Below are 12,842 nucleotides of genomic sequence, written 5' to 3'. Positions count from 1 at the left end.
TCGAGCCGGGTATGCAGCTCGCGCAGCCGTTCGCCGTCGGTGTCCACCACCGTGATGTCATTCTCCTCGCGGGCCAGGTGCTCGGCCAGCGTGCCGCCGACCTGGCCGGCGCCCAGGATGATGATTTTCATGAAGGACTCTCCGTCTTGCCGGCCGAGTCACTAGCGTCGTCGGGCTCGACGAGTAGGCGATAGCCTACGCCGGCTTCAGTTTGCAATAGATACGGCGATTGGGTGTTATCCCCTAGTTTCTGCCTGAGGCGACTGACGACGATTCTTAGGTAATGGGTATCCTCAGCATGGGTTGGCCCCCAGATTTCGCGAAGCAGTTGTGTTTGGGTCACCACGCGACCAGCATGGCGGCACAGACGTTCAAGTAACGCGTACTCCTTGGGAGTGAGGCGAATCTCCTCACTGTCTAAGCGCACGAGACGCTTGCTCAAATCTATCCTCAACCGCCCCTGATGGAAGTGCACTGCAAGTGATTCGCCGCTTTGGCTGGCTCGGAAATGCAGCAGTCTTCTGACTCTCGCCAAAAGCTCCTGGATACCGAAAGGTTTGGTGACATAGTCATTCGCCCCGTTGTCCAAAGCGCGTACTTTTTCCTCTTCACGCTCGCGGACGGAAACCACGATCACCGGCACATCACTCTGTGCACGCAGCGCCTCAAGAACCTCCTGGCCATCTAGATCAGGCAACCCTAGATCCAGCAATACCAGATCCGGCACGTACTCCATGGCTTTCAGCAAGCCCTCGCTGCCCGTCTCGGCCTCAACGACATCGAACCCCTGCGATGCCAGGCTGATGCGCAAGAAGCGGCGGATTTGCCGCTCATCATCCACCACCAGTATGCGTCCTCTCACCCCATCACTCATCGCTTGCCTCCATGTCATTCGACTCCAGGGGCAGACGAACCTCGATGCAGGTGCCATCTCCGGTTGGACTGGCCAGGGCGCGGATTTGACCGCCATGCGCACCAATCATCCCGCGACAGATTGCTAGCCCAAGCCCGCTGCCGTGGCGCCCTCGGTCGCCCTCTCCGCCGGTGAAGAACATGTCAAATACTCGCTCTCTCTGTTCGGCAGGAATCCCCGGCCCTTGATCGATGATGCGCAGCCACAGCCAATCCTTTTCCACGCCAGCGGCAATACTCAGTTGCCCCTGTGTCGGCGAAAAGCGCGCCGCATTATCCAGAATGTTGACGAGCGCCTGCTCAATCAATGCTGGATGCACATAAAGAAGCGGCAGCTCCTGGGGCCAGTTGCATATCAGGTCATGTCCTTCCAACTGAGGGCCCAAGCGCTTGACGGCGGATGCTACCAAGTCATCGAGCGCTACCCAATCCCGCTCGATCTTCAAGGTCCCGTGCCCTAGCCTCGTCATATCAAGTAAATTCTGAATGTAGCGGTTGAGCCGTTCACTCTCGCCAAGAATACCGTCGAGCAGCTCATGTCGATCGGTATCAGTCAGTTGCGCCTCGAGTTCTCGCAGTGTGCTGGCCGACCCGATGATGGAAGCCAGCGGCGTGCGCAAATCGTGGGAAACTGATGCCAGCAGCGCCGAGCGTAGCCGCTCGTTTTCCTCCGACAGCCTGGCCGCACCAAGATCTGCTACCAGGCGAGTGCGCTCCAGTGCCATGGCCAACTGACTTAGAAGGGTCCCAAGCAGCGCTTCCTCTTCCGGCGTAAGAAGGACATTACGCTGCTCCAGATCCAAGGCGATAACGCCCAGAACGTGTCCTTGCTCTTTGAGCGGCAACAAGCGCCAGCCCTGCCCACTCAGTGTATCGGTTCCTTGACCGCTGGGTTTGGCGTGCTGCCAGCTCCAGGCGGCAGCAAACAGAGCCGTGTCTGGTAGCCGTGTTGAGAGCGGCTCGGCCTGACTAATCTGCACACCATCCGCCCCGGCTTTTCTCTCCAGAAACGCCACGGGTACACGCAGCCATTGCTCTAGCGTCTTCAGCCCAACTCGCCGCACACTGTCACTATCCGTCGCCACCGACAGTAACTGCACATACTCCAGCAGGCGGTGGGTCTGGTCGCGGCTATCGCGCAGGGCCAGCAGTCGGCTGCGTGCCCGCCCAGCCAACTGGCCGACCGTGACCGCCACCAGCAGGAAGAAGATGACGCTCAGAAGTTGCTCTCGCTCCACCATCGCCAGCGTATGCCTGGGCTCGGTGAAGAAAAAATTGAAGGCCAAAAAGCCCAACAGTGCACTGAGCATGGCGGCGCCGGTGCCCGCCAGTGCCGCGCTGACCATGACAGCACCAAGGAACAGCAACGACAAGTCCGCCAGGGAGAGCCAACCCTGAACGCTTAGTGCCAACCCAAGGGAGGCCAGCGTAGACCCGAAAGCAATAAGCCAGTAGGAGGGCCATCTACCGGGAGAGAGTCTGTGTCGCGACCTCCAGCGCGAACGGCGATCTGTCTCAGCCACCACCACCAGGTCGAAGTCACCACCACTAGACAGCAATCGACGGGCCATGGGGCGACGCCAGAAGCGCCATCCAGAAGGACGCGATCGCCCGACCACCAGAGTGGTCACATTATGCTGGCGGGCGTAATGCAGCAGCTCCTGCAGGCGGTCGTGGCCGTACAGGCGACGCGTTTCCCCCCCAAGCCGGTTAACTTGAGCGAAGGCATTTTCCACCGCAAGGCGACGTTCGGGATCATCATGGCCGCGGTCGACATAGACCGCTCGCCAAGCCGCTCGCCGGCGCTCGGCAAGGCGATGGGCAGCACGCACCAAGACCGCATCCTCACTGCCTCCGCTCAGCGCCACCAGCAAGTGCGGACGCACAGGCCAGGGCCCTGTCTCGCCACTGGCACCCATAGCATCGCGCACATCGCTATCCACACGCTCAGCCATGGTCTGCAGCGCCAATTCACGCAGCGCGTTGAGATTCGGCTCGCTGAAATAGCCTTCAATGGCCGCTCTCGCCTGCTCCGGTACATAGACCTTGCCCAAGCGAAGTCGCTTCAAGAGTTCATCCGGCGTGAGATCGACCAGCGAGACATCGCGAGCCCGCTCGAGCAGGGCATCCGGCACTGTCTCACGCATGCGCACGCCGGTAATACGTGCCACCGCATCACTGAGACTTTCCCAATGTTGCACGTTGACGGTAGTCCAGACGTCGATTCCGGCATCCAGCAACTCTTCGATGTCCTGGTAACGGCGCGGATGGCGGCTGCCCGGAATGTTGCGGTGGGCCAATTCGTCCACCAAAAGGATCGCGGGACGCCTTGCCAGGGCTGCATCCAAGTCGAACTCCTCGAAGGTTCGCCCATGGTGCGTCATCCTCGCCAATGGCAACCGGGCCATCCCCTCGCAGAGCGCTTCGGTCTCCACCCGCCCATGGGACTCGACGATACCGATAACCACATCCTCGCCAGTAGCAGCACGTTCCCTGGCAGCACATAGCATTGCATAGGTCTTACCGACGCCGGGTGCCGCTCCCAAAAAGATACGCAAAGAACCGCGCGCCTCGCGGCGCGCGGTTTGCTTGAGCAGGGCATCCGGGTCGGGACGCCGCTCGTCGTCAATGGACATGGCTCCTCCAACTCACTCCTGACTGCTTGGCGGTCCCGTCAGCTCGTCAAGCGCCAGGTTCAAGCGCAGCACGTTCACCGCTGGCTCCCCAAGCCGCCCTCGCTGCTCGGTGGCATCCTCGATCAGATTCATCATCTGCGCTTCCGTCAACCCTCGTGCCTGCGACACTCGGGCAACCTGGATGGCCGCTCCCTCGGGTGAGATATGCGGATCAATACCCGAGCCAGACGCCGCCAGCAGTTCAACGGGTATCTCACCGAAAGCCACGCCATCCCGAGCGGCAATAGAAACGGCCAACGCCTGCGCCCGTTCGCGCAATTCCGGGTTACCAGGCCCTAAATTGGAGCCGCCGACGTCGAAGGCATCATACTCCGCCGCAGAGGGCCGCCCAATGAAATAGGCTGGGTCAAGGAAACGTTGTCCCACCAGTGCCGAGCCGACCACACGGTCTTGGCTATCTTCGATCAGGCTGCCGGTTGCCTGATGGGGCATCAGCCAGCCACCAAGAGCGCTGATCAGCAACGGATAGCCGAGGCCTAGCACCAACGCCATCACCACGACCAGTCGAAGAAGCGTCGACCATGCCGTGAGTTGGCCGTGAGCGTCTGGGGAAGAGGCACTCTGTGCAGGGTTTCGATTCATGTCACTTTCTCCTAGACCAACACGCTGATCAGCATGTCGAAGAGCTTGATGAGCGGAAACGGAAGCAGCAGCCCCCCCAGCCCGTAGATCAACAGGTTGCGTCTCAGCATGCTCGTGGCCGAGGCGGCTCGCACGCTTACGCCTCTCAGCGCAAAAGGGATCAGCGCGGGGATGATCAGGGCGTTGAACAGGACAGCGGCCAATACCGCTGTGGTTGGCGAATGCAGATTCAAAATGTCGAGTGAGGCCAGAGCCGGCAGGCTGGCAGCAAATAGCGCCGGGAGAATGACGAAATACTTGGCTACGTCATTGGCCAGCGAGAAGGTGGTCAAGGCACCGCGAGTGATCAGCAGCTGCTTGCCGATCTCCACCGCCTCCAGCAGCTTGCCGGGGTCGGAGTCGAGATCCACCATGTTGGCGGCCTCGCGAGCGGCCTGGGTGCCGGAGTTCATGGCCAGGCCGAGATCGGCCTGGGCCAGCGCCGGCGCATCGTTGGTGCCATCTCCCATCATGGCAACCAGGCGGCCGCTGGCCTGCTCTTCGCGGATAATGGAAAGTTTGCGCTCAGGAGTGGCCTCGGCAATGTAATCATCGACGCCCGCCTCGGCCGCAATGGCCGCTGCCGTCACGGGATTGTCACCGGTAATCATCACCGTCTTGACGCCCAGCTCACGCAGCTTGGCAAAGCGCTCGGCAATCCCTGGCTTGATGACGTCGGATAGCGCGATCACCCCCAGCAGACGGCCGTTCTCTGCCACGGCCAGCGGCGTGGCACCGTGACGAGAGATGCGCATCACCAATGAGGCGTAATCCTCAGGTGCTTGCCCGCCCTGTTCCTCGACCCACTGAGCGATAGCGTTGGGCGCGCCTTTACGCAACCGTCGCCCGTCGACGAAATCGACCCCGGAAAGCCGAGTCGAAGCGGAAAAGGCCACGAATGTCGCACCATCGACCTCTTCGGTGAGCGCAGCATCGACTCCCAGATCACGAGCCAGCCCCACCACCGAGCGCCCTTCAGGAGTCGGATCATCCAGTGAAGCCAGGAAAGCCACATCCCGGAGCGCATCGCGTTTCTGCCCTTCACAAGGGGCGAACTCCGTCGCACGCCGATCCCCCAGCGTGATGGTCCCAGTCTTGTCGAGCAGCAGCGTATCGATGCTGCCTGCGATCTCCACCGCCTTACCTGACTTGGCCACCAGGTTGGCACGCATCGCCCTCTCCATGCCGGCAATGCCGATGGCTGGCAGCAGCCCCCCGATAGTAGTGGGAATCAGGCACACCAGAAGCGCCACCAGCATTACAGTGGACGACTCCAGCCCTACGAAAGCCGCCATGGGCACCAGCGCCACCACCACGATCAGGAACACCAGGGTGAGCATGGCCAACAGCGCCGACAGCGCCAGTTCGCTCGGTGTCTTCTGACGACTGGCACTCTCAACCAAGGCGATCATCCGATCCAGCAACGATTCGCCCGGGTCGCTGGTCACTTCGATGACCAAGCGATCGGAAAGTAGTTTGGTACCCGCACTGACCCCACTGTTATCAGTACCCGCTTCCCGCAGTACCGGCGCAGACTCGCCCGTCACGGCGGACTCGTTGATTGACGCGGCCCCCTCCACTATCTCACCGTCGGCTGGAATCAGCTCGCCAGCTTCGACGATTATCCGATCGCCACGCCTCAACGTATCGGCTGTCACCGCCTGTGCATTGCCGTCCCTGTCGAGCCGGCGCGCCTTGAGTTGCCCACGTGTTTCACGCAGGCTGCCGGCATGGGCCTTGCCGCGAGATTCAGCCAGGGTTTCCGCCGCGGTGGCAAACAGCAAAGTCACCAACAGCATTAGCGTGATAGCAATCGCGAATCCACCTCCCTCCCCACGGACTAACGCTTGCAGACTCATCAGGGCGCATACGGCGGTGCCTATTCCCACTACAGCCATCACTGGGTTGCGCGCCAGACGCTGCGGGGCAAGGCGAACAAATGCACCTTTGGCAATCGCAGCCCCATCGAGCGGCTGCCGAGCCGCTCGTCGCCTGCCTCCGCTCATTATCTCCCCCGGTTTCTGCGGTGAGCCGTGCTGCATTGACATGGACATGACGTGTCTCCTCACTGAGCCAGGACCAGAGCTTCCGCAACCGGCCCCAGCACCAGAGCGGGCAGAAAGCCCAACAGGTTGATGATGACAATGACGCCAGCGGTCAGCGCCATGAAGGCACCGCTATCCAGGGCCAGCGTCCCTCGGCCGGCCGGCGCGGTGCGCTTGGTAGCCAGCCAGGAGGCCACGGCCAAAGGCACGAGCATGGGCAGGAAGCGTCCCACTAGCAGAGCGACCGCACAGGTCAGGTTCCACCAGAGAGAAGCATCGTCGAGCCCTTCGAAGCCCGAGCCGTTATTGGCAAAGGCCGAGGTGTATTCGTAGATGACCTGAGCCAGCCCGTGGTGGGTCGGATTAGTGGTGCCATGTACACCAGGAAGACTGACAGCGAGGGCACTCAAGCCGAGAATGAGCAAAGGCTGGGCCAGAATGGCCAGGCTGATCCAACGAATTTCGCGGATTTCCAGGGGATGCCCGAACAGTTCGGGCGCTCTACCCACCATCAAGGAGCCAATGAAGGCAGCCAGCATCAGATAGAGGAGAAAGCCGATCAGCCCTACCCCGACGCCGCCAAAGGTGACATTGACCAGCATGTCCATGATCAGCACCATGCCGCCCAGCGGATTGAAGCTGTCATGCATGGCGTTGACCGAGCCGTTGGAGGTCTGTGTCGTCCAACTGCCCCACAGCGCCGACATGTCCGTGCCGAAGCGGACCTCCTTGCCCTCCATGTTGCCGCCCGGCGCGGCAAGTTCGGCAAAGGCCGCGTTGGGCAGGCGCTCCGATGCCACCACCAGCCCCGTCGAGACCAGCGAAAATGCCAGCATCACCCCACCGATGCCGGCCATCAGCCGATGCCGCCCGGTCATTGCCGCAATGGCCACCAGCAGCGCGACGGGAATCAGCATCAGCGCTGCCGTTTCGATCACGTTGGAGATGGCGTTGGGGTTCTCCAGCGGCACACTGGAGTTGGGGCCGTACCACCCGCCACCGTTGGTGCCGAGCTGCTTGATGGCGACCATGGCGGCGACCGGACCGAGGGGAATCCGCTGGGTTTCTTCCACCTGGGGATCCAGCGGTGTGATCTCGTGGGCCGCCTGATAACTCGCAGGCACCCCCTGCCAGGTGAGCAGCAGCGCCACGACAGCGGCCAGTGGCAGCAATACACGGACCGAGCTACGCGTCAAATCGCGGTAGTAGTTGCCGACGCCCAAATCAGCGGATTTACGATGCTTGACCAATAAGGTACGGGTGATGGCAATCAGCACGGCCATGCCAGTCGCAGGCGTCAGGAACTGCAGGGTGACGATGGCAAGCGTCTGGCTCAGGTGGGAGAGCTCCGCCTGACCGGAGTAATGCTGCTGGTTGGTATTGGTGGCAAAGGAAATGGCGGTATGCAGCGCCGTATCCCAGCCCATTCCGGCTATGCCATCCGGATTAAGCGGCAGCCAACCCTGCAGCATGAAGGTCAACCAAGCCAGCAGAATCAGCAGTGCGTGAAGCTTCAGCACGGCAATGGCGTAGGCTTGCCAGGGCATCGAGGCCTCGGCGTTGACGCCAGCCAGCCGATAGATGATGCCTTCGATGGGAGAGAAGAACCGATCCAGACGGGTGCGTTGGTCACCGAGGCTTCTCGCCATGTACAGACCAAGCGGTAAGGCCATTCCTATGACGAGTGCATACGTCAATATCATATCGTGCATGGCCAGCCTCCTAGAAACGCTCTGGCCACAGCAGGGCCGCCACTAGATAGCCCCCCGTGGCCAGCGCGATCACCAATAACAGAGAATTCATGGAAGTACCTCCTGATGAGTGCACTGCCATGCTAGGAAGAGGTCGCGTAAAGAATCGATGGCGAAAACCGCCAGGGCCGTCAAAGTTTCGTAAAACCTCGCCTCACTTGCGCCAGAACATCGGCGTAAGCAGCACCAACACCGTAAGAATCTCGAGCCGCCCGAGCAGCATGCCGGCGCACAGCAGCCATTTCGCCGCATCCGGCAGCGGCGCGAAATTGCCCGCCGGCCCTATGATGTCGCCAAGCCCAGGACCGACGTTGGCCACTGCGGTGGCCGCTCCCGAGAGTGCCGTGGTCATGTCCAACCCCATCAATGCCAGCCCCAGCGCCAGCCCGGCCACGGTGAGGAAGAAGAAGAACGAGAACGCCACCACGCCGCGCGTGATGTCATCGGTAAGCGGCTGGCCGTTGTAGCGCGAGGCGAACACGCCATGGGAGTGGACCAGAAAGCGCAGTTGATTGCGCAGCAGGATGGTAGCCACCTGAAACCGGAAGATCTTCATGCCGCCACTGGTGGAACCACTGCAGCCCCCGACGAAGGTGAGGTAGAAGAAGGCCACGTAGGCCAGCGGCCCCCAGGCACTGTAGTCATCGGAGGCATAGCCGGTAGTGGTCACCACCGAAATGACATTGAAGGTGACATGAGTCAGCGCCTCGAACGCCGGTGTGCCATGCCAGATGCGCCATAGCGAGAGCCCGAGAATGACTACCGCCAGCAATAGCAACAGTCCCTGCACTTGTTGGTCACGCCACAGCGACATGCGTGAACCGCGCAGTACGCGAATATAGAGCACGAAGGGCAAGGCACCAGCCAGCATGAACAGCGATCCCATCCATAGCAGGTGCGGCTGGCCGGCATAGGCGCCGAAGGAAGCATCGGAGTTGGCAAAGCCACCTGTCGCCAGCGAGGTCATGCCATGCACCACCGCATCCAGCAGCGTCATGCCACCCAGCCAATAGGCCAGCATGGCGATCAGGGTGAACCCGCAGTAGATGCCAAGGGTCGCCTTGGCGATGCCTCCCGTGCGCGGCATGACCTTGTCCGACCAGTCGGACGACTCGGTATGGAACAGGCGCATGCCCCCTACCTTGAGGAAGGGCAGGATGGCGATGCCCATGACGATGATGCCGATGCCGCCCAGCCACTGCATGATGCCCCGCCACAGCTTCAGCCCATCGGAGAGGGTCTCGATGCCTGCGAGCACAGTGGATCCGGTGGTCGTGATGGCCGAAACGGATTCGAACACGGCGTTGGTGAACGTGAGCTGCGGCGCGCCCAGCACCAGCGGCAGGCTGGCAAAGCCACTGACGCTGACCCAGCTCAAGGTGGTCAGCACGAACATTTGCCAGGGCTTGAGCTCAATCGGGGTACGCATCGTGGACAGCCACACCAGCCCGACGGCCGCCAGGACGATGAGCATCGACAGACCGAAGGCACGGGCATCAGGGTCACTCTCGATGACCAGGACGATCCAGGGAATGGCCATGAAGACGGCGAGTACCGTCCACAGGACGGATATTACCTTGAGGACCGGCGTCCAGCTACGCCAGTGGTATCTGAGACGCAAGCCAAGTTCATTCGTACTTTGTCTGGCGATTCGCATAGAAGGTGCCATTACCTACTCTGCTATTGATCATGCAGGCATGAAAGCACAACCCAACCTAAAAAAGCCGTAAAAATCTAAAGGCTGCGGTGTGGTTCACCTAGCGCTGCCGCATCTCCAAGTACTGCTTGGGCATCACAGTACTGTTGACTTGCTCAGCCCTGGAGCTGAGCACGCTCCCGGCTTACGCACGTTGTAGTCAATCTCTTACAAGCCAGAGGGAGAATGGATGACATTCTCAATGAAGGAATAGGGCTATCTTTGAACATACTCACGCCGGTTCTTGCACAGCAGTCGTGAGTCCCTTGCTTACGCCCGCTTCCCAGCGGGCTTCTTTTTGCCGTTCAGCTCGCCTGGAGCGTATCCCCCACCGCAATGCTCTGTTCCGCACCGGCCAGCAGCGTGGCGTTCTGGCCGAAGTACGCCCCCGGACGCATTGGCTGAGTCTTCATCTGGATCAGGGTCTGCAGCGGTTCGCCGGGCACTTCGATGATGCCGTTGGACTGATTGATGGTAGTGATCTTGCAGCGCTGGCACGGCTTGCGCAGCCCGAAACGATAGCGTCCATCCTGCGCCGTTACTTCGCTCCAACCGTCCTCGGCGAAAGCGGCAACCCCTTCGAGAACGATATTGGGCCGGAAGCGGTTCATGGGCAGTGGCACGAGGCCCTTTTGTTGCAGCTCGTGGTTGAGGGCTGCGAGAGAAGCCGTGGAGGCGATCAGGAACGGATAGCCATCGGCGAAGGCGGTATGGGCCTCCTCGCCCTGAAGATAGCGGGGCTCCACGGGGCGTCGGTGAGCCTCATCGAAGCGTACCAGGCGCAGTCTGCTGCCGCGCAGGTCACCCAGCACGCCGGTCAACCAATCGGCGGCTTCTTCTCCTTCGTCCAGCGCCTGGCAGGCATCGTCCCATACATAGGCGGTCAACCGCTGTTGGTCGCGTCGCGCCAACTCGATGGCCAGCGGCTGCGCTTCGGGATGCTCCAGTACCAGCCAGCCGTCCTCGAGCCGAACCGATACCCGCGCCATACCCGGTAACTGCCGCTGGGTGACGAACCGCCCCACCTGGTCGACCACCATCCAATTGCGGTCGTAGGCCAGGCCACGCACGTCCAGCATCGCCTGCTCGAGCGGGATACCACGTAATGACTTGACCGGGTAGAGATTGAGTTCCGTGATTCTCACCGTACCGTTCCTCTGCATTCTGTCACATTGTTCGGCTCGCATTAGCAAGATAAGCCTCCTAAGCTTTCCCTGCGATCTCAGCCACCAAGGAGATGGAACCATGCTGAAACGCTTTGCTTATGCCGCTTCCGCCACTCTGTTGTTGTCCCTCGCGGCAGCTGCCCAGGCCGACGATATCGAAGGCGAAATCGAATCGGTGGATGCCGACAGCCAGACCCTGACCGTACAGGGCATTACCTTTCATACCGATGACAACACCGACTACGACGACGGCCTGAGTAGCTTCGACGACCTGGAAGTCGGACAGCGGGTCGAGATCGATTTCGACTACGACGGCGAACGTCACTTGGCCACCGAGATCGAGCTCGACGACTGATCGCACCTCGCCATCATCACTGACAAGCGGGCCGGCATTGGCGACAATGTCGGCCCGCTTTCAGTACGAGGATTCTCGGCATGACTCAGGCATGGCAGCAGTATCGTAGCGCACCTGCGCTTGGAACGCGCCTCGTCAGGCTGGAGGAACTCTCGCCTGGCACCACTCATAGCCTGACCTTGAACGGAGAGAAAGGCAGCTTCCCATTGCTGCTGATTCGCCTTGACGATGCGTTGTTCGGCTATGTCAACGCCTGCCCTCATCAGTATTTGCCCCTCGATCAGCGCGGTTCGCGGATCCTCAGCCGCGATGGCGAACAGCTTCGCTGCAGCAATCACGATGCGACTTTCTCGGCGCGAACCGGTGAGGGTCTCGGCGGCCTGGGGCTAGGCTGCGCACTCGATCCTGTGCCAGTAAGCGTCGACACGGAGGGCTGGGTCGTCGTCGGAACTACCGCTTGAAAAGTCTTCGTATGCTTGATGATTGCCATCACGATTATTGATGCATGGTGCTCTTTCCATAGGCCGGCAGCATAGACTACGCTTCTTCTTCTGCCACAGCCTGCCCAAGGACGCCGCATGTCACCGGCCGATTCCCTACGCCTGATCCTGCTCTCCACGCTATGGGGCATGTCGTTCATATTCATGCGCGTGGCAGTGCCCGAGTTCGGCCCGGTGCCGCTGATACTGGTGCGCATGGGCATCGGTGCGCTGCTGCTACTTCCCCTGCTGCTCAGCCTGCGCTACCTCAAGCTGGTGTGGGAGAACAAGGGTGGCCTGCTGCTGCTCGGTCTGGTGAACCACGTATTGCCCTTCGTGTTGCTGGCCGTGGCGACCCTTCGCCTGGAAGCTGGTTTCACGTCGTTGATCAACGCCACCACGCCCATCTTCACCGCCCTGCTCGGCGCGCTGTTCTTCACCACACCGGTACAGCGTCAGCAGTACCTGGGCCTGGCGCTGGCCTTCTTCGGTGTTTATGTCCTTTCGGCCGACAGGCTCGATTTCACCATGGGGGGAGACGGCTGGTTCATCCTCGCCGCGGTAGGCGCCACTTTCTGCTACGGCGTGGCCACCAACTACTCCAAGACCTACCTGTCGCACCTGCCGGTACGGGTACTGGCCGCCGGCAGCACCGCCATGTCGGCGCTGATCCTGCTGATCCCCGGCCTGTGGCTATGGCCCAGCGAGCCGATCAGCGGCCTGGCCTGGGCCAATGGCCTGGGACTTGCAGCCTTCAGCACCACGCTTGCCTTCCTGCTCTACTTCGGACTGATCTCGAGCGCCGGTGCCACCGCCACCTCGACGGTGACCTTCCTGGTCCCGGTCAGCGCCCTGCTGTGGGGCTACCTGCTGCTGGACGAACGGCTCAGCCTGCAGGTGTTGGTGGGCATGGCCATCACCCTGNGTCAGCGCCCTGCTGTGGGGCTACCTGCTGCTGGACGAACGGCTCAGCCTGCAGGTGTTGGTGGGCATGGCCATCACCCTGACGGGCACCGCCATTGCTACCGGGATGATTCGTTGGCGACGACGCGAGATAGCCTGAACGCACCCAACCATGGAGCGATACGCAGAAAGGCGGCAGCGTGAAGTCACGCTGCCGC

At 61.2% G+C, this 12,842-nt stretch carries 12 protein-coding genes; 3 read left to right on the top strand and 9 right to left on the bottom strand.

From position 1 onward, the window contains the following. The 9 genes from SPH52_RS17450 to SPH52_RS17410 all read right to left on the bottom strand — a co-directional run. Positions 1 to 131 (bottom strand): NAD-binding protein (locus SPH52_RS17450; RefSeq protein WP_411796058.1); only part of this gene is annotated, 131 nt, incomplete at its 3' end. Continuing rightward, positions 128 to 874: a response regulator gene (locus SPH52_RS17445; protein ID WP_411796325.1), complete on the bottom strand. Its 747-nt coding sequence runs from the start codon at positions 872 to 874 to the stop codon at positions 128 to 130. The genes SPH52_RS17450 and SPH52_RS17445, both read right to left, overlap by 4 nt. Further along, positions 867 to 3,548 carry an ATP-binding protein gene (locus SPH52_RS17440; RefSeq protein WP_411796324.1) on the bottom strand — a complete coding sequence of 894 codons (2,682 nt, stop codon included), beginning with the start codon at positions 3,546 to 3,548 and terminating at the stop codon, positions 867 to 869. Before SPH52_RS17440 ends, SPH52_RS17445 begins: the two co-directional genes overlap by 8 nt. Before the next feature lie 12 nt (positions 3,549 to 3,560). Beyond that, positions 3,561 to 4,190: a potassium-transporting ATPase subunit KdpC gene (kdpC, locus tag SPH52_RS17435; RefSeq protein WP_411796323.1), complete on the bottom strand. Its 630-nt coding sequence runs from the start codon at positions 4,188 to 4,190 to the stop codon at positions 3,561 to 3,563. An 11-nt stretch (positions 4,191 to 4,201) separates the two neighbouring features. Next, positions 4,202 to 6,235 carry a potassium-transporting ATPase subunit KdpB gene (gene kdpB, locus SPH52_RS17430; protein ID WP_411796331.1) on the bottom strand — a complete coding sequence of 678 codons (2,034 nt, stop codon included), beginning with the start codon at positions 6,233 to 6,235 and terminating at the stop codon, positions 4,202 to 4,204. Positions 6,236 to 6,294: 59 nt separating this feature from the next. Then, positions 6,295 to 7,986, bottom strand: coding sequence for a potassium-transporting ATPase subunit KdpA (gene kdpA / locus SPH52_RS17425; protein WP_411796322.1), 1,692 nt, complete (start codon positions 7,984 to 7,986; stop codon positions 6,295 to 6,297). Between the two features lie 10 nt (positions 7,987 to 7,996). After that, positions 7,997 to 8,077, bottom strand: a complete 81-nt coding sequence (gene kdpF / locus SPH52_RS17420; protein WP_411796330.1) for a K(+)-transporting ATPase subunit F — start codon at positions 8,075 to 8,077, stop codon at positions 7,997 to 7,999. A 102-nt stretch (positions 8,078 to 8,179) separates the two neighbouring features. Continuing rightward, positions 8,180 to 9,646, bottom strand: a complete 1,467-nt coding sequence (trkI, locus tag SPH52_RS17415) for a Trk system potassium transporter TrkI (protein ID WP_411796321.1) — start codon at positions 9,644 to 9,646, stop codon at positions 8,180 to 8,182. A gap of 380 nt (positions 9,647 to 10,026) precedes the next feature. Next, positions 10,027 to 10,866, bottom strand: a complete 840-nt coding sequence (locus tag SPH52_RS17410; RefSeq protein ID WP_411796320.1) for an MOSC domain-containing protein — start codon at positions 10,864 to 10,866, stop codon at positions 10,027 to 10,029. Between the two features lie 100 nt (positions 10,867 to 10,966). Here SPH52_RS17410 and SPH52_RS17405 point away from each other — a divergent pair, with 100 nt between their 5' ends. The 3 genes from SPH52_RS17405 to SPH52_RS17395 all read left to right on the top strand — a co-directional run bounded on the left by SPH52_RS17405 (position 10,967) and on the right by SPH52_RS17395 (position 12,828). Further along, on the top strand, positions 10,967 to 11,242 hold the full coding sequence (locus SPH52_RS17405; RefSeq protein WP_411796319.1) for a DUF5666 domain-containing protein: 276 nt from the start codon (positions 10,967 to 10,969) through the stop codon (positions 11,240 to 11,242). A gap of 80 nt (positions 11,243 to 11,322) precedes the next feature. Beyond that, positions 11,323 to 11,703 (top strand): Rieske (2Fe-2S) protein, encoded by a 381-nt coding sequence (locus tag SPH52_RS17400; RefSeq protein WP_411796318.1) that lies wholly within the window; start codon positions 11,323 to 11,325, stop codon positions 11,701 to 11,703. 117 nt (positions 11,704 to 11,820) lie between these two features. Beyond that, complete coding sequence (locus SPH52_RS17395; RefSeq protein WP_411796317.1) at positions 11,821 to 12,828, top strand: DMT family transporter; 1,008 nt, start codon at positions 11,821 to 11,823, stop codon at positions 12,826 to 12,828. The last annotated feature ends 14 nt before the right edge of the window (positions 12,829 to 12,842 follow it).

Source organism: Halomonas sp. A29, from assembly GCF_046723295.1.
GTDB lineage: Bacteria > Pseudomonadota > Gammaproteobacteria > Pseudomonadales > Halomonadaceae > Halomonas.
Note: the sequence above shows the minus strand (reverse complement) of the source record. Positions and strands in the feature narration are given on the sequence as shown.

Excerpts from the sequence above, each read along its gene's own strand:
- SPH52_RS17445 (WP_411796325.1), bottom strand. The coding sequence starts at position 874 with ATGAGTGATGGGGTGAGAGGACGCATACTGGTGGTGGATGATGAGCGG.
- SPH52_RS17440 (WP_411796324.1), bottom strand. The coding sequence starts at position 3,548 with ATGTCCATTGACGACGAGCGGCGTCCCGACCCGGATGCCCTGCTCAAG.
- kdpC (WP_411796323.1), bottom strand. The coding sequence starts at position 4,190 with ATGAATCGAAACCCTGCACAGAGTGCCTCTTCCCCAGACGCTCACGGC.
- kdpB (WP_411796331.1), bottom strand. The coding sequence starts at position 6,235 with ATGAGCGGAGGCAGGCGACGAGCGGCTCGGCAGCCGCTCGATGGGGCT.
- kdpA (WP_411796322.1), bottom strand. The coding sequence starts at position 7,986 with ATGCACGATATGATATTGACGTATGCACTCGTCATAGGAATGGCCTTA.
- kdpF (WP_411796330.1), bottom strand. The coding sequence starts at position 8,077 with ATGAATTCTCTGTTATTGGTGATCGCGCTGGCCACGGGGGGCTATCTA.
- SPH52_RS17405 (WP_411796319.1), top strand. The coding sequence starts at position 10,967 with ATGCTGAAACGCTTTGCTTATGCCGCTTCCGCCACTCTGTTGTTGTCC.
- SPH52_RS17400 (WP_411796318.1), top strand. The coding sequence starts at position 11,323 with ATGACTCAGGCATGGCAGCAGTATCGTAGCGCACCTGCGCTTGGAACG.